Source organism: Synechococcus sp. R3-13, from assembly GCF_047462195.1.
Classification (GTDB): Bacteria; Cyanobacteriota; Cyanobacteriia; order Thermostichales; family Thermostichaceae; genus Thermostichus.
In genome coordinates this window covers 1-20,516 of sequence record NZ_JANSIO010000059.1, presented here as the reverse complement: position 1 = coordinate 20,516, position 20,516 = coordinate 1, and the positions used below count along the sequence as shown (strand labels likewise).

General features: G+C 59.2%; 16 protein-coding genes and 1 pseudogene. 12 read left to right on the top strand and 5 right to left on the bottom strand.

Annotated elements, in window-relative coordinates; translation table 11 throughout:
- Together NW856_RS01885 and larE are read right to left on the bottom strand one after the other, a co-directional pair.
- Positions 1–1,727: DUF3769 domain-containing protein (locus NW856_RS01885; protein ID WP_414398808.1), on the bottom strand; the 1,727-nt coding region annotated here is incomplete at its 3' end.
- Between the two features lie 52 nt (positions 1,728–1,779).
- On the bottom strand, positions 1,780–2,700 hold the full coding sequence (gene larE / locus NW856_RS01880) for an ATP-dependent sacrificial sulfur transferase LarE (protein ID WP_414398807.1): 921 nt from the start codon (positions 2,698–2,700) through the stop codon (positions 1,780–1,782).
- A 465-nt stretch (positions 2,701–3,165) separates the two neighbouring features.
- Here larE and ebsA point away from each other — a divergent pair, with 465 nt between their 5' ends.
- The 7 genes from ebsA (at position 3,166) to NW856_RS01845 (ending at position 10,717) form a co-directional block, all read left to right on the top strand.
- Entirely contained in the window at positions 3,166–3,537 is a 372-nt protein-coding gene (gene ebsA, locus NW856_RS01875) for a type IV pilus biogenesis protein EbsA (RefSeq protein ID WP_414343182.1), read from the top strand.
- The gene (gene cimA / locus NW856_RS01870) at positions 3,527–5,221 is read left to right on the top strand and encodes a citramalate synthase (protein ID WP_414398806.1); all 1,695 of its coding nucleotides are present in this window, start codon (positions 3,527–3,529) and stop codon (positions 5,219–5,221) included. Before ebsA ends, cimA begins: the two co-directional genes overlap by 11 nt.
- A 74-nt stretch (positions 5,222–5,295) precedes the next feature.
- On the top strand, positions 5,296–6,012 hold the full coding sequence (gene coaE, locus NW856_RS01865; RefSeq protein WP_414398805.1) for a dephospho-CoA kinase: 717 nt from the start codon (positions 5,296–5,298) through the stop codon (positions 6,010–6,012).
- 56 nt (positions 6,013–6,068) lie between these two features.
- Entirely contained in the window at positions 6,069–6,545 is a 477-nt protein-coding gene (locus tag NW856_RS01860) for a hypothetical protein (protein ID WP_414398804.1), read from the top strand.
- A gap of 122 nt (positions 6,546–6,667) precedes the next feature.
- Positions 6,668–9,022 carry a DNA polymerase III subunit gamma/tau gene (locus NW856_RS01855; protein WP_414398809.1) on the top strand — a complete coding sequence of 785 codons (2,355 nt, stop codon included), beginning with the start codon at positions 6,668–6,670 and terminating at the stop codon, positions 9,020–9,022.
- Between the two features lie 53 nt (positions 9,023–9,075).
- Complete coding sequence (locus tag NW856_RS01850; RefSeq protein ID WP_414398802.1) at positions 9,076–9,615, top strand: hypothetical protein; 540 nt, start codon at positions 9,076–9,078, stop codon at positions 9,613–9,615.
- 238 nt (positions 9,616–9,853) lie between these two features.
- Positions 9,854–10,717, top strand: a complete 864-nt coding sequence (locus NW856_RS01845) for a PD-(D/E)XK nuclease family protein (RefSeq protein ID WP_414398801.1) — start codon at positions 9,854–9,856, stop codon at positions 10,715–10,717.
- Positions 10,718–10,761: 44 nt separating this feature from the next.
- On the opposite strand, the gene NW856_RS01840 is transcribed toward NW856_RS01845, so the two are convergent.
- Positions 10,762–11,727, bottom strand: coding sequence for an acetamidase/formamidase family protein (locus tag NW856_RS01840; RefSeq protein WP_414398800.1), 966 nt, complete (start codon positions 11,725–11,727; stop codon positions 10,762–10,764).
- A 288-nt stretch (positions 11,728–12,015) separates the two neighbouring features.
- Between NW856_RS01840 and NW856_RS01835 the strand changes: the two genes are divergently transcribed.
- Both NW856_RS01835 and NW856_RS01830 read left to right on the top strand, forming a co-directional pair.
- Positions 12,016–13,146, top strand: a complete 1,131-nt coding sequence (locus tag NW856_RS01835) for an ABC transporter ATP-binding protein (protein WP_414398799.1) — start codon at positions 12,016–12,018, stop codon at positions 13,144–13,146.
- A complete protein-coding gene (locus NW856_RS01830; protein ID WP_414342559.1) occupies positions 13,140–14,090 on the top strand; it encodes an ABC transporter permease in 951 nt (316 codons plus the stop codon). The genes NW856_RS01835 and NW856_RS01830 overlap by 7 nt, the downstream gene beginning before the upstream one ends.
- Here the strand turns inward: NW856_RS01830 and NW856_RS01825 are convergent.
- Positions 14,073–15,092 (bottom strand): Rieske 2Fe-2S domain-containing protein, encoded by a 1,020-nt coding sequence (locus NW856_RS01825; RefSeq protein WP_414398798.1) that lies wholly within the window; start codon positions 15,090–15,092, stop codon positions 14,073–14,075. The genes NW856_RS01830 and NW856_RS01825 overlap by 18 nt on opposite strands.
- 203 nt (positions 15,093–15,295) lie before the next feature.
- Here NW856_RS01825 and crtH point away from each other — a divergent pair, with 203 nt between their 5' ends.
- The 3 genes from crtH to NW856_RS01810 all read left to right on the top strand — a co-directional run bounded on the left by crtH (position 15,296) and on the right by NW856_RS01810 (position 20,038).
- Positions 15,296–16,852 (top strand): carotenoid isomerase, encoded by a 1,557-nt coding sequence (crtH, locus tag NW856_RS01820; RefSeq protein WP_414398797.1) that lies wholly within the window; start codon positions 15,296–15,298, stop codon positions 16,850–16,852.
- Between the two features lie 263 nt (positions 16,853–17,115).
- The gene (locus NW856_RS01815) at positions 17,116–19,083 is read left to right on the top strand and encodes a tetratricopeptide repeat protein (protein WP_414398796.1); all 1,968 of its coding nucleotides are present in this window, start codon (positions 17,116–17,118) and stop codon (positions 19,081–19,083) included.
- A 232-nt stretch (positions 19,084–19,315) separates the two neighbouring features.
- Positions 19,316–20,038: a hypothetical protein gene (locus NW856_RS01810; protein WP_414398795.1), complete on the top strand. Its 723-nt coding sequence runs from the start codon at positions 19,316–19,318 to the stop codon at positions 20,036–20,038.
- Here the strand turns inward: NW856_RS01810 and NW856_RS01805 are convergent.
- Positions 20,035–20,516, bottom strand: a pseudogene (locus NW856_RS01805) (serine/threonine protein kinase); the annotation flags it as partial. The gene NW856_RS01810 and the pseudogene NW856_RS01805 overlap by 4 nt on opposite strands.

Sequence of the window (20,516 nt, the reverse complement as noted above, 5' to 3'; positions counted from 1 at the left end):
GGATTGTACTGCAGGCTAAAGCCATAGGTGCGGCGGTCGTAGCCCAGGCGATAGACGACATCCACCTGCTGGCCCGACTGCAAATCTACCATTGTCTCTGCCCCTACCCGCAGCGGGCCGTACAGTTGTTGCAAAAAGCCCAGGACGAGCTGTTCCCGCGTGGTGATGCGGTCGAACAAAAACGGCGAGGCTCCGGCCAAAAAACCGTTGGAGTAGGTCACCCTCAGGTTGGTGTAGTCGAAGGTATCGGCCACAAAAGCCCCAATCACCGCATCAATGCCAATACTGCCGGCAGTATAGCTCTGGGCTCGGCCATTGGAGTAAAAAGACTGGCTGCTGCTCACACCGGTGCTGAGCCAGATCCCTTGCTCGATGGGCAGAGCGGAAAAGCGGGGTGGGGGATCCGCCGCCGTCTTGGGAGGGCTCCAGAGGGGAAAGGAGCGATTCAAGGTTGCCCCCAGTTGCAGGCGGGAGAGCTGAATGCGGTCGGTGGTGTTGGCTAAGGCCAACTCCGGATCCGTGTCGATTTCATCCGGCTGCCCCAAGGCATCGATGTAGTCGGCGGCTATGCGGTAGCTGAGATCCAAGCCGGTATTGCCCAGGCGGAGGGTGGGTGAGCGGTAGCTGGCACCGAGGCGGTTTTCCACAATTTGAAACCCCAGGCGACCGCTGAAGAAGCGTTCCCGATAGGCGTAGGTGTAGGCGACTTCTCCACCGTCGCCGGTGGTGATGCGGTGTTCGACCTGGGCTCGCAAGCGCTGAGCAAACTCCTGGAAGACGATCCCCCGCAGCTCGGCAAACAGCGAGGTTTGAGCGTTGGCTTCCGGTTGCCGCCAACGAAAATCGGCCCGCAGCCCGATCCCATCCAAAAGGCCCTGCTCACTGCCCCAAAGACGTTGTGGATACAGTTGCGGGGAGAGCACCAAGCTCACATTGGGATCCCGCAGCAGCTCGAAGTTGGGTTGCAGGATCAGGCCCCGTCGCAATTCTTGTCGGTCGAAATCGTCGTAGAAGATGCTGACCGGAGGCTGACGGTTTAATGAGTCGAAGCGCAACCGAATGGGCAGAGGCAGAAACAAGACCTGGTCGAAGGCCAGTTGGCCGGCCTCGGCAATCAAAAGGCTGGAGCCATCGGCTTGCAGGGTGGAGGTCACCCGTGGGCTACGAATCTCCAACTCCGGCGGATCCAGCGGGTCGTTGGTCAGCCGCACCTGTTCTCCTTCCCAGGTGTTGGCATCGAAGCGAATGCGAACGGCACGAAAGCGCACCAACCGCTCTGGCGCCAAAGCGGCTGCCGGGGATCCACCGGCCTGCAACTGGCCAATATCCACCTGCCCGAAGGCCTCTTCCAAAAATCCCCGCTCTTGCTCAAAGTCGTATTCTAGGCGGGATCCCTGGATGCGCTGCCGATCCAGTTGAATAGAGACATTGCCCTCGGCCACAGCCTGCCGCTGTCGCAGCTCAATGCGCAGGCGATCCGCCCGCAACACAGAGCGACCCAGCCGCATCTCCACATTGCCTTCTGCTTGGAAGACTTCCGCCCGTTGATCGAAGGTTTGCCGGTCAGAACGCAGCCGTAACGTTCGGTCGGCAACGGCGCTGAGGTCGGTCGTACTTATGGGCTGAGCGCCCCCCTTCTTCTGTGGTTCCACCTGAGCCGCAGCAGGGCCGGCAACTGCCAACCCCAGCACTCCCAAGCAGAGCCAGAGCAACCGCAACCCTCTCATAATCACCCGGCGCAAAACTTCAACACAGATCCCCTACGGCTTCCCCAGCCCGCTAGCTTGTGGCCAACTGGGAAAGGTTGAGGACTCGGTTGAGCTTGCCGCTGCGGTAGCCCTCCAGATCGAGACTGACATAGAGATAGCCGAAGGATTGCAGGGCCTTGACCAGCGCTTCCAGATTGGTTTTCTGCACAAACTCCACGATCTGATCCGGAGGAAGTTCGATGCGGGCGGTGTCCTTCTCCGAGCGCACCCTGACCTGCCGCCAACCCAAGCTGCGCAAGTAGCGCTCCGCCGCTCCCACCCGACGCAGCTTCTCAGGGGTGATTGCCTCCCCGTAGGGAAAGCGAGAGCTGAGGCAGGGTTGGGCCGGTTTATCCCACCAAGACAGCCCCAGGTGGCGAGACAATTGCCGCACCTCCAGCTTGCTCATCCCCACCTCCGCCAAAGGGGAACGCACGCCGCGCTCCCGAGCTGCCTGTGTCCCCGGTCGGTAATCGGCCAGATCGTCGGCATTGAGGCCATCCACCACATGGTTATATCCCTGGGCTTGGGCCAACAGGCGCAAGGTATCGTGCAAGTGACTTTTGCAGAAGTAACACCGGTTAACGGGGTTGGCAGCGTAGCTCGGATCTTCCAGCTCGTGGGTTTCGACGATCTGATGGCGGATCCCGATTTGCCGAGCCTGCTGAATTGCTTCTTCCAAATCTTCGGGCAGCAGCGAAGGAGAAGCAGCGGTGACAGCCAGGGCCCGCTCCCCCAGCTGATCGCAGGCCAACTTGGCCACCAGGCTGCTATCAACCCCCCCAGAGTAGGCCACCAAGACCTGCTCCATCTCGGCGAAGATCTGGACAAGCTGCTGGAACTTGCGCTGCAGGACGGGATCCCACTCCAGCAGGAGGCTGGCCGTTGTTCCTCCCTCTCCCGGGGGGAGAAGGTCGAGACGAGAAGCGGTTGGGCCTTGGGTTGTGTTCATGAAGCCAGGAGATGCCAAGCGTTTGGAGAACCAAGCAAGGGCACCGTCTCGCCACCGCCGGCAGGAGAAGAGCCGGTTGCGAGCAGGGGCAGGGATCCCTCCTTTTCTATTCTTTCCTAGAGATCCCCGACTTTCCAACGCTTCCCTCCAGCTTGGGATGCGGGATCCCTCAAGGAAAAGTAGACAATTGGGCAATCTATCCGTAGTCCGCTGACCTGCTGTCGCGATGGTGCTATGCCTCCGGCACCCTACCGGGAACCGCACCGCTTCGCGATACGCTGAATGAAATGGGTTGCAGTGGCCCCTTATAATTTTTTCTGGGTTCTCTGCCACAATTGACCTCACAGCTTTTTCCGGCGACACTTGCTACAGCCAATGCAGAGATCTCTCTTGGCTATGGGGATCCCACCCATTTTGTAGAACTTCATGAAATCAGAAAAAGCTGTATCCCTCTCCTAGCGCACTATGGCCTTGCAACTTGAACCTGCCAGCCCGCCAGAAGTGGCCGTCTATCAGCCCTATTACGCTGTTGCCCGCCGACAGTACCTAGCCCTTGCGGTGGGCCTCTACAAAAAAGCCAGCCTGGAAGGGCAGAGGGCCATCGAGGGGGAAGAGCCTGTCCGCTTCTTGGCCAGTTGGCATACGTCCCCGTTGCCCTCGGATCTGACGGTGGTTCAGGTGATCTTTGCTCAGGATGCAGATCTCACCTATCAGCTCTCCATCGCCAACTACGAGTTTGTGGATTATCTGATTGATGTCGTCTCTTTGGTGCAGCGCGGACAACAGCCGGATTTCTCCACCGCCTTTTACAAGAAACTGATGCGATATGAAGATTGATCTGGGTTGCTCAGCCACCATCACTCTCTACGACACCACACTGCGGGATGGGGCCCAGCGAGAGGGTCTATCGCTGTCGGTGCAAGACAAGTTACAGATTGCCAAGCTGCTGGATCGGCTGGGGATCCCGTTTATTGAAGGGGGTTGGCCGGGAGCCAATCCCAAAGATGTGCAGTTTTTCTGGCAGATGCGGGAGGAGCCTCTGACCCAAGCAGAGCTGGTGGCCTTTTGTTCCACCCGCAAGCCGGGGCGGCGGGCGGCAGACGATCCCATGCTGCAGGCCATTTTGGCGGCGGGCACCCGCTATATAACCGTCTTCGGCAAGTCTTGGGATCTCCACGTCACCGAGGGCCTGGGCACCACGCTGGCCGAAAACCTGGCTATGATTCGGGATACCATTGCCTACTTGGGATCCCAGCAGCGGCGGGTCATCTACGATGCCGAGCACTGGTTCGATGCCTATCGCCACAACCCCGACTATGCCCTGCAAACCCTGGTGGCGGCTGCCGAGGCAGGGGCAGAGTGGCTGGTTCTCTGCGATACCAACGGCGGATCCCTGCCCCACGAGATTGCGGCGATCACGGCAGCTGTCTTGGCAGAATCCCATCACCTGCAGCACTTGCCCCTAGGGATCCACACCCACAACGACTCCGGCACTGCTGTGGCCAATGCCCTGGCGGCGGTGCAGGCGGGGGCGCGCATGGTTCAGGGCACCATCAACGGCTATGGGGAACGCTGCGGCAATGCCGACCTGTGCAGCGTCATTCCCAACTTGCAACTGAAGCTGGGCTATCGCTGTCTGCCGCAAGAGAAGCTGCAACACCTGACGGAGATCTCCCGCTCCATCAGCGAGGTGGTCAATTTGGCCCCGGATGACCATGCTCCGTTTGTGGGCCTATCGGCCTTTGCCCACAAAGGCGGGATCCACGTCAGCGCCGTTCAGAAAAACCCCCTCACCTACGAGCACATCGCCCCGGAGCAAGTGGGCAACTGTCGCCGCATTGTGGTCTCGGAACAGGCGGGGCTGAGCAACATTCTCCACAAAATGGCCGGATTCGGGATCCGGCTGGAGAAGTCGGATCCGCAGGTGCGCTTGATTTTGGAGCGGCTGAAAACCCTGGAGCTGCAGGGCTACCAGTTTGAGGCGGCTGAGGCCAGCTTTGAGCTGTTGGTGCGGGGCTTGCTGGGACAACGCTCCCATCCTTTTGAGGTGCTCAGCTTCAACGTGACGACCACCACCCGCTCCGATTGGAACAGCAAAGACCGGGATCCCAGTGGCGAAGCAACGGATGTGCAATCTTTGGCGGCGGTGAAGATAGCGGTGCAGGGGCAAACTCGGGTGACGGCGGCGGAAGGCAATGGGCCGGTGGCCGCTCTGGATGGGGCGCTACGCAAAGCGCTGCTGGAGTTCTATCCCCAACTGGAGGCGATTCACCTGTCTGATTACAAGGTGCGCATTTTGGATGGGCGGGCCGGCACCTCGGCCAAAACGCGGGTGCTGGTGGAGTTTAGCGACGGTCACCGCCGCTGGACCACGGTGGGGGTTTCCACCAACATCATCGAAGCCTCCTGTCAGGCCTTGGTGGAGGGCTTTGAGTATAGCCTGCTGCCGCCCAGCTCCCCCTTGCCCGCTTCTGCAGAGCACCGTTCTTCTCCGCTGGCTGCAAAAACGGCCTCCCCTTGAAGAAAAACCTTCAACTGGCTTTACCCTGGCAGCGCCCCTCTACCCCAGCAAGCTAAACCGTAACCACGACAGCTATGCGAATCATCGGCCTGACAGGCGGAGTGGGCACGGGCAAATCCACGGTGGCCCGCATCCTGGAGCAGCACGGGATCCCGGTGGCCGATGCCGATCAAATGGCCCGCCAGGCTTTGGCATTGGGATCCCCTATTCGAGACAGGGTGCTGGAACGCTATGGAAAGGCCATCCAAACGCCCTCTGGAGATCTGGATCGCCGGCAGTTGGGCCAGATCGTGTTTGCAGATGCCGCTGAGCGGGCTTGGCTAGAGGCCCAAATCCACCCTTTCGTTAGAGCTCAACTGCAAGATTTTCTGTCCGCGTTGGCGGAGCAGAGCTCTAAAGTCCATGGGGTGCCGCTTGAGGAAGAGCCTGCCTCCCAAAAGCGTAGCGGGGTAGGATTTTCTTCTGGGCAGGGATCTCAAACCGTTTGTCTGATGATCCCGTTGCTGTTTGAAGCCCACATGGAAAATTGGGCCAGCGAGATTTGGGTGGTGACTTGCACCCCAGAGCAGCAGCGGCAACGCCTTGCCCGCCGGGATCCCCTGACGCCGGAAGAAATCGAAGCTCGCATTGCCAGCCAGTGGCCTTTGGCGGAAAAAGTGCGCCGTGCAGACGTGGTGCTGGACAACTCCGGATCCCTGGCTGAGCTGGAAGCCCAGGTGAAGCAAGCTTTGGCGTCGGCGGGCCAGAGGCCATTTGCCTCACCCCCGCGGGCCGGATACAGTGACGGGTAGGGTCTGGTGGGACGGATCCCTTGGTATCCATGTACGGATGGGTTGAGGGAGAAACGATGCAGGAAGCAGGCTGCGTTGGCGAGACGGAGTTTGCTCAAGCTCTGGCCGCGCGGGAGCGGGAAATCCAGCTTTTGCGAGAGCGCAATCGCATCTTGCAGGGCCAGATAGACCTTCTGGAGCTGCGCCAAGAAAAGCAACACCGGCAAATTCGCAGCTATGAGGCGGAGATCGAGCAGCTTTACCAAGAGAAGCAGTTGCTGGAGCAGATGATTCAAGAGTTGCCAGAGCTCTACCGGCGCAAGCTGCAAGCCCGCCTGCAGCCCATCCGCCAGCGCATCGCCGCCATCCAGGCAGAGAATCGCCAGCTCAGGAAGGAGGTGTATCAGCTCAGCTACCGCGTGCAGCACATGGATCAGCTTGACTCGCCCGGCTGGAGAGTGCAACTGCCCCAGCTTCCCTCTCTGCGTCGCCGGGATCCCAAGTCCTCAGCGGAGCGGAGCACAAAAGCTCTGCCCGCCCAGCCCCACTCTTGATGGGCAAAGAGGGATCCCGCCATCGAGAAGCCAGAATAGGGGAGCCCCGGTGGGATCGCGTCAGCAGAGCAGAGCTCTTGCGCGGTTCCGGTTGGGGCGCTGCTTGCTTGGAGATCCCGGAAATGGCCACCGCTGGCAACTATGAACCCCTGCATTTAAAATACCGCCCGCAGCGCTTTGCCGATGTGGTCGGCCAAGGAGCGGTGGTGCAAACGCTGGCCAATGCCATCCGGCTGGGGCGGGTGGCGCCTGCCTATTTGTTCTGCGGGCCGAGGGGCACGGGAAAAACCTCCAGCGCCCGCATCTTGGCCAAGTCCTTGAATTGTGAACAGGGGCCGACGCCGGATCCCTGCCAGGCGTGCAGCCAATGCCGCGCCATCACTGCGGGAGCCTCCCTGGATGTTCTCGAGATTGACGCGGCCAGCAACACCGGCGTAGACAACATCCGCGAGCTGATCGAGCGGGCCCAGTTTGCCCCGGTGAACAGCCGCTACAAAGTCTATGTCATCGACGAGTGCCACATGCTCAGCAATGCGGCCTTCAACGCCTTGCTGAAAACTCTTGAAGAGCCGCCCCCCCGCGTGGTATTTGTCCTGGCCACCACTGACCCGCAGCGGGTTTTGCCCACCATTGTTTCCCGCTGTCAGCGGTTTGACTTCCGCCGCATCCCCCTCGACGACATGGTGGCCCACCTGGGCAAGATCGCCGCCCAAGAAGGGATCCCTATCACGCCGGAGGCGCTGCAACTGGTGGCCCAACTTTCCCAAGGGGGCCTGAGGGACGCCGAACGCCTGCTGGACCAGCTCAGCCTCTTGGAAGGATCCATCACCCCGGAGGCGGTTTGGGACTTGGTGGGCGGGATCCCGGAACAGCAGCTTTTGGCTCTGATGGATGCGCTGCTGGCTCAGGATGTGCAGGCGGTACTCGGCCAAACTCGGCAATTGTTGGAGCGGGGCAAAGAGCCCTTAGCCCTGTTGCAGAACTTGGTGGCCCTTTACCGGGATCTGCTGCTGGTCAAGACAGCCCCCCAGCAACGGGAGTTGGTGGCTGTAACAGACTCCACCTGGGCAGCCCTGCAGCAACGGGCCCCTCGCTACTCGGTGGAGATACTGCTGGCAGCCCAGAGCCATCTGCGCCAGTGTGAGCCGCAAATTCGTCAAAGCGGACAGCCCCAACTGTGGTTGGAAATTGCCCTAGTGGATCTGCTGGGCCAGCTGCGCCCAAGCATGGTGGCTGAGGATAAAGAACCGTTCGCGTCAGCAGGACAGAGTCCTTCCCCAGCCCTTGACCTATCTCCTGCACCCCAGAGAACTCCCCCGGACGGGACAGCCCCTCCGGCCCCTGCTGCGACCATCAGCCCATCAAGCCCATCAACTGTTGGTGAGATAGATGAATTAACTGTTGGGCCTTCAGCCTCCCCTGCTGTTGCGTCGAGCCAGAAGGCAGATCGCGCTACTCGGACGGAGTCCTCGGAGCAGCCCAGAGAACCGGCAAGGGACGCCGCCACAGTCAAGCTGCTGCGCCCCCACTGGGACGAGTTCCTCAAGCGCCTCTCTCCCCTCACCAAGGCTCTGATGGGATCCGGCCACCTGCACCAAGAGACTCCTGAAGCAATTACCCTCGCCTTTCCCAGCAAGGGTCTGGTGGAAAAAGTGCGCAGCAAAGAAGCCGAACTGCGGTCGGTGCTCCACAACCTGCTGCAGCGCCCTGTGCAGCTCAACTTGATTGTGCAGCGCTCCAGCGGGCCGCATGTTTCCATTCGCGTCAGCGGTGCGGAGTCCTCGGCACTGCTCAGCCGAGAAACAGACCTGCCCCCCGCCCCCGTGGCCCCGGATCCTGTCACCACGCCGGGGTTGCAGAGCGATAGCACCAACAGTCGTGCTTCCTCAAGGGAGCCCAGAGCAGAACCGCAGAGCCACGGCCTTGCCCGGCGACAGCAACATTCCCCTTCTGACTCCAGCCCACCTTCGCCAGAGCCTGAGCGGGACAATCCTATGGGTGGCCCCAAGGTGGCCGGCTTGGCAACCCAAGGACTTTTTCCTGCCGGTGCGAACAAAGTGCTCCGCACCGCTGTCGCGACCGATTCTCCAAGTCGTGCAGAGCGCCGCGACACCCTGCACGGTGGGCAGTCCTTCGAGCTAACCCAGGAGCTGGCGGAGATTGCCCGCCGTTTTGCTGACCACTTCAACGGCAGCTTGGTGGATTTGGAAGGGGTGTTGGAGTCTGACGTGACGGGATCCACGGAAGAGCTCTCCTCAATAGAGGCTATAGAAGCCGAGGGATCCCCTGACCTGCTCTCCGGTGAGACCTACGGCTCGCCAACAGGAGCAGAGCCGTCCGCGTCAGCGGGGCGGAGTCCTCATCCCGTAGACTTTCCCAATGCAGTAAGGAATCCGTCCTACCGGCGTGAGCAGTCTTCTCAGCTTGCCGTTCGCCTCAGCGGGACGGAGTCCTTGGAGGAGGAGGTGCCTTTTTAAGCGCTATCTAGCGCTATCTTAAGCTTGATAAAGCTAGCCTCATCTTGCCGACGATGACCTTCCCCATCTCCCCCCTAATTCGCTGCGCTGTGCAGGCTCTGTACTGGGGACTGGTTCTGCCCCTGCCCATTTTGCTGGCCCGGCAACAGGCAACACCTCTTGAGCTGGGATCCCTTTGGGTGGCTCTGCTGCTGGGGTGGGGAGTAGTCCTGGGATCCCTGAGCCAGCAGATTCAGTTGGACGAAGAGGGCATGCAGGCCACCTACCCCAGTTGGGTGCCGCCTTTTGTGCGGCAGGAGTGGCAGATCCGGTGGGCCGATATCGAGCGCATTGAGCCCCGCTCCACCAGCCAGGGTGGTATGGTGTATTACTTGGTCAGCCGAGGGGGGGATCGCGTACTTTTGCCGATGCGGGTGACCAGGTTCAAGCAGCTGTTGGCTGAGATTCGACGGCACGCTCAACTGGAGATTGGCGGGCTGCGCCCCTACGTTCAGCCTTGGATGTACGGGCTCCTAGGATGTTTTGCTCTGCTTCTGTTGCTCTGGGATGGGATGGTCGCCATCTGGGTCTGGGCAAGTCCGGTGGGAACCTAGCCCAACCACAGACGGTTCCGGGTCTAGCCATCCCGACAGGGATCCCAGCTCCAGCGGGCGGTTGCAGTCCAGATCCCGCCCACGCCCTTCTGCGCAAGCGTTGCGGAGCAGCAGGATGGAAATTTGGAGCAGGTTGGAAATGAGCTCCTCCGCTGGGCGACCCCTGGTGGCGGTGGGGGTATCCTGAGAGCAGTGGAACTTAGCCCCCTCTTGCCAGCTCTTCCCCTTCGCGACAGCGGTGCGGAGCACTTTGTCTGGGATCCCTGCTGCCCCTTCTCTGGAGAGGTTGAGTCTTGAGCAGGTCAACCTCTCCGCCTCTTCACTGGCCTTGCTGGACCATTGCCCCCGCCTGTTTCGCTATGTGTACCTGGAGCGGTTGATCTGGCCCGCTGCCAGTGTTTTTGAGCACGAGCTGGAGCAGAGGCGCGGACGGCAGTTTCACTGTTTGGTGGAGTGGCACAGCCGCGGGCGGCAGGTGGAGCCGCGTTTGTCCGGCCTGGATGAAGGGGTGCAGCAGTGGTGGCACGTGTTCTTGGCCAGCTCCCATGCCCATCCCCAGGGACGGGTGTTGGCGGAGTTGCCCCTGTGGCAACGGATTGAGGGCTTTAAGTTGATAGCCCGTTTGGATCGGCTGGTGATTATCCCCGGATCCCTGCACATCCTGGACTGGAAAACTGAGCGTCAACGTCCTCGCGATGAACAGTTGGCCCAAGACTGGCAGGTGCGCCTTTACCCTCTGCTGCTCTGCGAGGTGGCCCAGCAGCTGCCCCTGGAAGGCCCTTTTGAGCCGGAGCAGGTGCAACTGACCTTTTGGTATGTGCAACATCCGCAGCAGCCCTTCCACCGGTATTACAGCGCCGCCGCCTATGAGCAAGACCTGGCCCACCTAAGAGCCACTCTGAACCACCTGCGGCAACTGGAGGCGCAAGACTTTCCCATGACCCCCCACACTGAGCGCTGCAACAGTTGTCTGTTTCGCTCCCGCTGCCATGGGCTGCTACCGGAAGGGATCCCCTCTCAAGACCTCACGGATTGGGTCTGGCCAATGCAGGAGCCCGCGACACCTGCGGATCCCATCGCCGATACTTATTGGGAGCAGTAATGGGAGCAGTAAGGACTCCGCCCCGCTGACGCGATTAGATCCGATTAGATCAGGGTAGGGCGGGGCAGGAGCTGTTTTGGCAGCAACCCATGCACACCTTTCATGGGGCTGTTCACCACCTGCGTGATGTGGAAGTGGACAGCAATGCTGCAAAGCACATAGGCTTCCTCTCGCCCAATGCCGACAAACCGATGCAGAAAATCGATCATCCGCCTTAGGGCAATCTCAAAGGCCGCATCCAGATCCTCGGCAAAGCCCATGGTAATGAAATCGGTCGGGGTTTCCGCCAGCGGTGCCTCGAGCGGCAGATCTTTGCGCAGGATCAACTGCAAAGTGCCATTCATGGAAGTTTCAATGGCCGTTACATCAACTTCTCCGTCCCCTTGAGCGGAGTGGCCATCCCCCACCGAAAAAAGGGCACCGGGCACAAAGACCGGCAAAAAAACTCGGGATCCCGCCTGCAATTGGCGGTTGTCGATGTTGCCACCATAGTTGCCGGGGGGGATAGAGCTGCGGCTGGTTTCCTCGGTCGCCACCCCCAAGATGCCAAAGAAGGGGCGAATGGGGACGCGGATGCCGCTGCCGGGAGGAAATTCCGCTACCCCCTGGTCTATATCTAGGTCGATGAAGCGCAGTCGCGGCTGATCAAATTCTCCGGGCAAAGCCCCCCATCCGGGACGGATGGCATTGAAACCGATGGGCAAGCGGGGGGTGATCGCTTGCAAGCGCACTTCCAGCACATCTCCAGGTTCAGCTCCCTCAACGTAGATCGGCCCGGTCAACAGATGGGGGCCCGGCCCCACTCGGCGCTCGGCAGGCAAGGTTTGGCAAATTTCGAGGAATTCGGGCGTGAAGAAACGGTCCGGCGCTTTGCCGTAGTGGGCGAACCCCGAGTAGGTTTCCACCTGCACCACATCGCCCGATTGCACATACAAGGCCGGGGGCAGTTGGGAAGAAAAGCCGCCCAAGTGGACGGTATGGGGAGTGGCTTTGAGGGTGTGAACGGGCACGGCCAGGGATCCCTTGCAAAAGACCCATTCAATCTAAAGAAAAATCCCCTCCAATCCTGAATTAGACTGTTCCTCAAGCCGGTATCTCTGGCTACTGTTTGCCCAGGGGTGGCGTGGCGACAATGTTCCCCACATTTGCTATCTTGACTTGCTATCTTGAAGGGCTGTGGGCAGGGATCCCCGTTTGCAGGGCTTGGCCTGGAACTTGTGCCCCGGGTGTGGAGGACAACTGCAATCTTCCCGGAGACCTGCATACTGAGTTCGATAGGTTTGTCAGCGCTGTCAACTGTGATCGCGAGTGTCATCTCCAGTACTTCCACCGTCCGGGATCCCGACTGGGATGTAGAAGTAACCGGCCTCTACAAGCGTTTTGGCGATTTTGTGGCCCTCAATGGCATTGAGCTGAACATTCGGCGGGGGGAGTTTTTCAGCCTGCTGGGCCCTTCCGGCTGCGGCAAGACCACCCTGCTGCGCATCCTGGCCGGCCTGGAGATGGCCGATGCTGGGGAAGTGGTGATTCGAGGTCGCCCGGTAGGCCACCTGCCCGCCCACAAGCGCAACGTCAACACGGTGTTTCAGAGCTATGCCCTTTTCCCTTTTATGACGGTGGAGGACAACATCGCCTTCGGCCTGCGCATGCGGGGTGTGCGGGGAGAAGCTCTGCGCAAGCGGGTAGCGGCTGCTATGGAATTGGTGGAGATTGCAGCTCTGGCCAAGCGGAAGCCCCATGAGCTGTCGGGGGGACAGCAGCAGCGGGTGGCCTTGGCTCGGGCTTTGGTGAACGAGCCGGAAGTGCTCTTGTTGGATGAGCCGCTGTCGGCGTTGGATGCCAAGTTGCGCAAGCAGCTTCAGGTGCAGTTGTGCGAGTTGCAGCGCCGCCTGGGCATGACCTTTATTTTCGTTACCCACGACCAAGAAGAGGCTTTGGTGACCAGCGACCGGGTGGCGGTGATGCGGGCGGGGCGCATTGAGCAAGTGGGCCTTATCGATGAGGTGTACGAGCGCCCGGCGACGGCCTTCGTAGCCGACTTTTTAGGGGCCAGCAACCTGATCGAGGGGATCGCCTGTGGGACGGACTGTGTGGATACGCCCTTGGGAAAGCTGAAGGTCTTGGGGATCCCGGCCAGCTCGGAACCGGTGCAATTGGCTATTCGCCCGGAAAAGATCCAGCTCTCTCGCAGCGGCTGGGATCTGCTGCCCAACCAGGTGCCGGTGCGGGTGGAAAACCTCATCTACACTGGGGCTGAGAACCAATACCTGTTGCGGACAAACCAAGGTCAGCAGCTCAAGGCCACGGCCCTCAACACCGATATTGAGGATGCAGGGTTTGAGATCGGCGCAGCGCTGGTGGCCCACCTACCCCCGAAAAGCCTAATCCGTTTGCGACCGGATCCCCGTCAGGAGGAGACTGGATGTTGAAGCTGCCATCTCCTGTGGGCAAGTGGATCCCTGGCCAAGCCCAGGTGCGATTTGGGGAGCTGCTCACCCCTTGGCAGGAGTTGGGGCGCAGCCTAATTTTTGCTGGGCCAGGGGTGCTGTGGGTGATGTTTTTTCTGGTGCTGCCGGGGCTGTTGCTGTTGGTGTGCAGCTTTCTCAGCCGCGGGGAGTTTGGCCAGATTCAACTGCCCCTGACCCTGGAGAACTATCTGCGCATTCTCGGCTTTGGCCCCTTGGGATGGACGCCCATCTACTGGCAGATCTTGGGCCGCAGCCTGCTGGTGGCGGGGGTGACCACCTTTTTTTGCGTGCTGCTGGCCTACCCATTGGCTTTCTTCATTGCCGCCCACCCACCCCGACAACGGGATCTGTTGCTCACCTTGGTGGTGGTGCCCTTTTGGACGAACCTGGTGATCCGCACCTATGCCTGGATGGTGGTGCTGGCCCCGGAAGGGTGGCCGGCTCGCTTGGCGGCCTGGCTGGGCTGGATCCCACCGCAAACGGCTCTGTATCCCAGTTGGCTGGCGGTTTACCTGGGCATGGTCTATACGTTTTTGCCCTACATGGTCTTGCCCCTGTACACGGCGGTGGAGCGCATCGATTGGCGGCTGGCGGAAGCGGCACGGGATCTCTATGCCAAGGGTTGGCAGGTCTTTTGGTGGGTGCTTCTGCCCCAGACCTTGCCTGGACTGGCGGCGGGCCTCATTCTGGTGGGGATCCCGGCTTTCGGCATGTTCGTAGTGCCGGATCTGTTGGGGGGCAGCAAAACGCTGTTGATCGGGAATGTGATTCAGTTGCAGTTTGGCTCCAGCCTGGACTATCCTTTCGGGGCGGCCCTCAGCTTTTTGGTCACCGGCCTCACCCTGGGGTTGATCTACGCCTACAGCCGCTACGCTGGCACCCGCAGCCTAGAAAATCTGGTTTGAGGAGCTGCTGTGGGCTTTGAGCAGAGCCGCCAATTGCTTGCGCATCAGGATCCCGGGCTTATCGGTGAGCATGTGCTGTTCGGTGCTGAGGGTGAGAGGAACGTCGGGATCCGTGGTCTCCAAAATGGCTTTGTCTTCCAAAGTTACAGCCCGGTCAAAGCGGATAACCTCGGCGGCTGGGGTATCGGCTTCGGTGTCGTTGCGCAAACAAAACTGCACCACTTGGGAGGCTCGGTCGTTGATGGGGGTGGGGATGTTGACGATGACATGGCTGCGGCCATTGGGGTAGCGGATGTGAAGGTGGTTGGTGAAGGGCAAATGCCAGGTGGAAGTGGTGGTGCGCTCGGTTTTGGCGGCGGCAATGCCCAGGTTTTTTTGTTGCAGCTCTGGGTTGGCTACACCGAGCACTGTGCGGGTGCGGATCCCGTAGTCCAGCTCCTCGACCTCGAAGTGGCTGGGTACCAAGTCTTCCATACTGCCAAAGGTGTTCTGGTGTACAAAGCTGATGTGGGCGGCATCGAACTCGTTCTCGCAGATGCGCAAGCTGGCACATTCCCAGCGTTCGTAGAACTCGTGGATGAGCCGGTAACTGGGATCCTCGGCTTCTGGGATGACCGGGATCCCCCGTAGAGGCTGGGGATGCAAGCACACCCAAGCATAGCCATAGCGGGCCTGGCAGAGATAGGCGGGAATGCGGTAGCTCTCTGGGATGCGGGCCTGATCCGGCAGTTGCGGCACCTTGACACAGGCTCCCGTGCCATCAAACTCCCAGCCATGGTAGGGGCAGCGAAGGTGGCCGTTGCCAACGATCCCCTTGGACAATTGAGCCGATCGATGACAGCAGCGGTCTGCGGCTGCCTGGGGCTGTCCGGCCTCGTCCAGCCAAAGGACGATCTTTTCCCCCAGCAGCTCGAAAGGTTGCGGGGATCCCTGCTCCAATCGGCTGAGGGGCATCACCGGGTACCAAAAGCGCCGAAAGACAGGATGCTGGGTCACCAACATGGCAAAACCATCTGTGTCGTGTGGCCGGATTCTGTATAGCAAATTCGTGAATTCGGTTCCGTAGCCCGCGCCACAATCTCTATTTGGGGATCTTGCAGATCTGGGCAAACTCATTCCCAGGGGAGCTCAACTCATGGGGAAACCCTAGAACCTCTGGTACGGTAAAGATACTGATCTTGCGTTTGAGTTTTCAGAGGGATCCCTTGACCTCTACTTTGCCTTCTCAGACCTTCTTGCAGGCTCTGCACACCCCTTCCCCTGCTTGGGATGCCATCGTCATCGGTGCGGGGATCGGGGGATTGGTCGCGGCCAGCCAGTTGGCTGCCAAAGGATACCGTGTGCTGGTGCTGGAGAAATACCTCATTCCAGGGGGCAGTGCCGGCTACTTTGAGCGTCCGGATCCCTTAGGCAACGGGAGCTACCGCTTTGACGTGGGCGCTTCCATGATCTTTGGATTGGGCACCCAAGGCACCACTAACTTGCTGACACGGGCTTTGGCAGCGGTGGGCCAGTCCATAGACTCTATCCCCGATCCGGTGCAGATTGCCTACCACCTGCCCAAGGGGCTGAATCCCCGAGTACACCGGGATTACGGGCAGTTTTTGCAGGAGCTATCCGGCTACTTTCCCCGGGAAGCCGCCGGCATTCGCCGGTTCTACGATAGCCTGTGGCCCATCTTCAACAGCCTCAACGCCATGGAGCTGCTCTCGTTGGAGGAGTGGGGCTATCTATTTCGTTCTTTTGTGAGCAATCCCCTCGGCTGCCTGACCTTGGCGCGCTATTTGCCGGTGAATGTGGGCCAGGTGGCGCGGCGCTGTCTGCGGGATCCGGATTTGCTGCGCTTTGTGGATATGGAGTGCTACTGCTGGTCGGTGGTGCCGGCGGATCGCACGCCCCTGATCAACGCCGGGATGGTGTTTTGTGACCGACACTACGGCGGTGTCAACTATCCCAAAGGGGGGGTGGGGCAGATCGCCCAAAAGCTGGCCCAGGGACTAGAGGCCCATGGCGGGCAGATCCGCTACAAAGCACCCGTGCGGCGGATCCTAGAAGAAAGAGGTCGGGCGGTGGGCGTAGAACTGGCCAGCGGGGAAAAGCTCTTTGCCCGCACAATCATCTCCAATGCCACCCGCTGGGACACCTTTGAGCGCCTATGGCCGGGATCCCTGCCCAGGGCGGAGCGGCAGTGGCAAAAACGCTACCAGCAATCCCCTAGCTTTTTAAGCTTGCACCTGGGGGTGCGGGCCGAGGCCCTGGCCGGCGAATGCCATTGTCACCACATTCTCCTGGAAGATTGGGATCAGATGGAGGCTGAGCAGGGCACCCTTTTCGTCTCCGTCCCCACCCTGTTGGATCCCGACCTGGCTCCCCCGGGCCGCCACATTGTTCATGCCTTTACCCCCAGTTGGATGTCCACCTGGCAAGGGTTGAACCCAAGCCAGTACCAGATCCAAAAACAGCAAGCCGCCGACCGCCTCATCCGCCGCCTGGAGGCCCTTTGGCCCCAACTGGGATCCCACATTGAACTGAAGGAGATAGGCACCCCCCGCACCCACCGCCGCTTCTTGAGCCGCAGCAACGGCACCTATGGGCCTATCCCCAGCCGGGATCCCTGGGGCTTGCTGGGCATGCCTTTCAATCGCACCGCCATCCCCAACCTATACTGCGTGGGGGATAGCACATTCCCCGGCCAAGGGCTCAATGCCGTTGCCTTCTCCGGCTTTGCCTGCGCCCACCGGGTGGCAGCGGATTTGAGTTAGGTTGCCCTTCTCCTCGCTTACCGGTTTGGAAAAGCGAGTTACAAGTCCTCGAAATGCCGACATAGACATCCAAACATCAACAACTCAGAAGCAACACAACGGGGGCATTCCCAATAGCAGTGAAACTATTGTTCCGTTGATCCCCAACTCCCCTCTTCCTCTGGGAAAAGGGCTAATGGTGGAGCTTGGGGGATGTTTGTATCCACTTGAAATGACTATACTGGGCAGAGAAATCTGGGGAATTTCTAGCCACTTTGTAGCGGATGTCGGACTTGACACCTACAGACAAACTTCTGGCCGGGATCCGAGCTCAGCAGGCAGGAGATCTGCGGCAAGCAGAGGCCATTTACTCCGAAATCTTGGCGGATTTTCCTGAGCATGCAGATGCCCTTCACCTGTTGGGAACGGTAGCTCAAGCCAGAGGAGACTCGGAATTGGCAGCGGCTCTCATTGCAGAAGCCATTGAGCAACACCCCGAAGTGGCTCTGTATCACCACAATTTGGGTGTCGTCTATGAGTCTTTGGGTCAACTGGAGGAAGCGCTATCCTGTTATCAGCAAAGCCTGAAACTGAATCCACACGCTGCTGGATCTGCCTTTCAAGCTGGAAAAATCTTAGTTAACCTGCGACGTAGCGAAGAAGCCATTGCCCTACTCAATCCTCTACTGGAAAACTCGGATGAACAGACAGGGATCCCTTTGGAAGAGGTGCATCTGAATCTGGCTATCGCCTACCGAGATCAAGGAGAACACGCTGTTGCGTTGGATCACCTGGAGAAAGCATTGGCTTTGGATCCCCAGTTAGAACAGGCTCGTTGGTTTTATCATCTCTACTTGCCGGCAGTCTATCAGAGTGAGGAAGAGCTCAACTCCTTTCGTGCTCGCTTTGTTGAGCACCTGGATCGTCTTATTGAGGAAACTCCCCTAGAAACAGAGGAGCAACGTCGCAGAGCGCTGTGGGCGTCAGGACTGGGAACCAATCACTACCTACAGTACCAAGGCTACAACGACCTGGATTTGCAGAAAAAATATGCCCAGTTTGTTCAACGCATAGTCAACGCCTGTTATCCCGATTGGAGATATCTTCCTTGCCAATCCCAACCAGGGGATCCCCTCCGAGTTGGGTTTGCCTCAGCTTCCATGCGAGCTTGCTCTTACAGCCGCTTATCTCTGGGTTGGGTTAAGTACCTGAACGCCAATTGGGCTGATGGACAGGCTAACTCGGAGCGAAAGTTTCAAGTCTTCGCCTATCACTTGGATCCCAGAACCGATTTCATGACAGACCGGTATCGTCAATATGCCGATGTGTTTCGACACATTCCCAGCAGCCTCGAGGATGCAGCCCGACAAATCCTGCAGGATCAGCTAGATATTTTGGTGTATTTGGAGATCGGCCTTTCGCCTCTTATTCTGCAACTGACTTCCCTGCGACTGGCACCGATACAGTGCTCCACTTGGGCTCATCCTATAACTTCTGGACTTTCTACGATTGACTATTTCCTCTCCAGCGATTTAATGGAGCCGGAGAATGCTCAGGAACACTACAGTGAAATCTTGATCCGGCTACCTCATTTGGGTACTTGCTTTGAAAAGCCGGTTTTGCCGCAGCAAAAGCGCTATCGTGAGGATTTCGGCCTGCGCAGAAACGCAGTGGTTTACCTAGCTTGTCAATACTTGGGTAAATATCTGCCCCAATACGACTATCTTTTTGCCGCTATTGCTCAGCAAGTGCCCAACGCTCAGTTTGTCTTCTTGGCTCTACCCAATGCTGCTATTGCCCGACAATTTCGGGAACGGCTCACCCGGGCTTTTTCTTTGTATGGCCTCAATGTAGAAGACCACTGCCTGATCCTGCCCGGATTGGATTATCAAGACTACTTGGATCTCAACCGCTGTGCCGATCTTATGTTAGATTCCTACGGCTGGTCAGGTGGGATCACCACCTTAGAGGCCGTTGCGGTCGGATTGCCTGTGATCACTTGCCCTGGAAAGCTGATGCGGGGGCGGCATACCTATGCCATTCTCAAAAGAATGGAGCTGGACAGCTTAATTGCCTCGGATCTGAAAAGCTACGAGGATTTGGCCGTAAAACTGGGATCCGATTCTGAGTTTCGCTACCACATGGCTGAGGAGGTTCGGCAGCGACGCGACCTACTCTTTGAAGATCGAGAATGTGTGGCAGCCCTGGCCCATTTCTTCCTCACCAGGAAGCCCGACGCCAGTAGTGGTTAGCCCACTGCGAAAAAGGGTTTTGCTCTGGATCCCTTCCTGAGGACAAAATTGGCTCAACGGCCCCACTACGCCCTTGAAGCTCCCTTCTCGAGGTCAACAGCGGAACAGCCCCCCCAGGCCGGTGCAAGCCTAAACGTGGGAAAATCCTGTCAGTGATCTGCATTTTGCTGAGAATTGCTCAGAGCATCGTAATCTAGAGGAACATTGACATCCGGTGTCCGGAGGAGTGCTTATGCCGGGGCCAGCATCGAATGCTTCTAGAGCTCCGCAGGGATCCCTGCAGAGGGTTTTCTTGGGCCTTTTGGCCTCGGCTGCGGTTTTGGCAGGTTGTGGAGGAGGTGGAGGGAGCACACTACCGCCTCTGGTGAATGTCTGTGAACAAGCCTTCAGCCCAGACTTTTTCGCTTCGATTGGCCTCCGCCGACAGGGGGATAGGCGCAGTGGAACCTTGGGGCCGAATAGCCTTTCGGAGTTTTATTATGATGAGGAGGGCAATATTCAAGATGCCCGGGAATTCCCACCCCCTCCCGGCACGTTTACCTTTTATTCAGATGCGTTTCTTTACTTTCCCTCTGCAGCCAACGTTACCGGGGTTACGATCCGGCTGACCAGCCCGGTTTTCGACCCGCTATTGGTCATCGGCAGCTTTGATAGCAGCCGGAGATTGGATCCCGACGTTTTTGTAAATGATGATGCTGCCCCTGGCAACTTTACCACCTCTCAGCTAACCATCCCCGTGCGGCAAAACCGCTGCTACTTGCTCCAGGTGCAAAGCTACTGGGCGCAAAATGCCTCTCCAACGGCTGGGCCGGGTAGCCCTGGGCGAGGCCCTTACACCATCGAAGTTGTGAGCGAAAGCTTTGCTGCTCCTCCTCCACCGCCTCAACGGCAACAGAAACCGGACGATAGGGAAGACGGCGGCGGCGGTGATCGGGGAGGAGGCGTAGGTATTTAGCTCTGCCGTGTGAGCCTAATGGCGAAGCTGGCGCTACCACAGGTAGCCGTTCCTCGAATCGAGCGCCCGTCAGCGCTGACAGTGCCGCTCCAAGTGATGGTTGGGGTGCCACTACCCGCTGCCTTACCGCTGACAGAAAGTTGGTTGCCGATGAGCTGGCCACTGCGTTCGGAAAAGCTGAGAGAGGAAACGCTGATCTGGTTGCCCTCCTGACGAATGGAGACGGTTTCCTGGACGCCAGCCGCAACATTGACCTTGCACAGGGATCCCTGCCAGATAAAAGATCCTCCCTCGTAAAGCCACTCGCCGCTGAGGGCCAGCTCTGCCGCAGGTGTTGGCGTTGCTGGGGCAGGTGTGGCAGTGGGAGTGGGGGATGGAGTCGGGGTGGGGGTAGGAGTACGAGGGACAAGCGGGGTGAATCGAGGGATAGGGGTAAGCGTCGGTGTCGGAGTGGGTGTTGGTGCTGGAGTCGGGGTGG

Excerpts from the sequence above, each read along its gene's own strand:
- NW856_RS01850 (WP_414398802.1), top strand. The coding sequence starts at position 9,076 with ATGACCTTCCCCATCTCCCCCCTAATTCGCTGCGCTGTGCAGGCTCTG.
- NW856_RS01810 (WP_414398795.1), top strand. The coding sequence starts at position 19,316 with ATGCCGGGGCCAGCATCGAATGCTTCTAGAGCTCCGCAGGGATCCCTG.
- coaE (WP_414398805.1), top strand. The coding sequence starts at position 5,296 with ATGCGAATCATCGGCCTGACAGGCGGAGTGGGCACGGGCAAATCCACG.
- NW856_RS01825 (WP_414398798.1), bottom strand. The coding sequence starts at position 15,092 with ATGTTGGTGACCCAGCATCCTGTCTTTCGGCGCTTTTGGTACCCGGTG.
- NW856_RS01860 (WP_414398804.1), top strand. The coding sequence starts at position 6,069 with ATGCAGGAAGCAGGCTGCGTTGGCGAGACGGAGTTTGCTCAAGCTCTG.
- NW856_RS01830 (WP_414342559.1), top strand. The coding sequence starts at position 13,140 with ATGTTGAAGCTGCCATCTCCTGTGGGCAAGTGGATCCCTGGCCAAGCC.
- larE (WP_414398807.1), bottom strand. The coding sequence starts at position 2,700 with ATGAACACAACCCAAGGCCCAACCGCTTCTCGTCTCGACCTTCTCCCC.
- cimA (WP_414398806.1), top strand. The coding sequence starts at position 3,527 with ATGAAGATTGATCTGGGTTGCTCAGCCACCATCACTCTCTACGACACC.
- ebsA (WP_414343182.1), top strand. The coding sequence starts at position 3,166 with ATGGCCTTGCAACTTGAACCTGCCAGCCCGCCAGAAGTGGCCGTCTAT.
- NW856_RS01855 (WP_414398809.1), top strand. The coding sequence starts at position 6,668 with ATGGCCACCGCTGGCAACTATGAACCCCTGCATTTAAAATACCGCCCG.
- NW856_RS01815 (WP_414398796.1), top strand. The coding sequence starts at position 17,116 with ATGTCGGACTTGACACCTACAGACAAACTTCTGGCCGGGATCCGAGCT.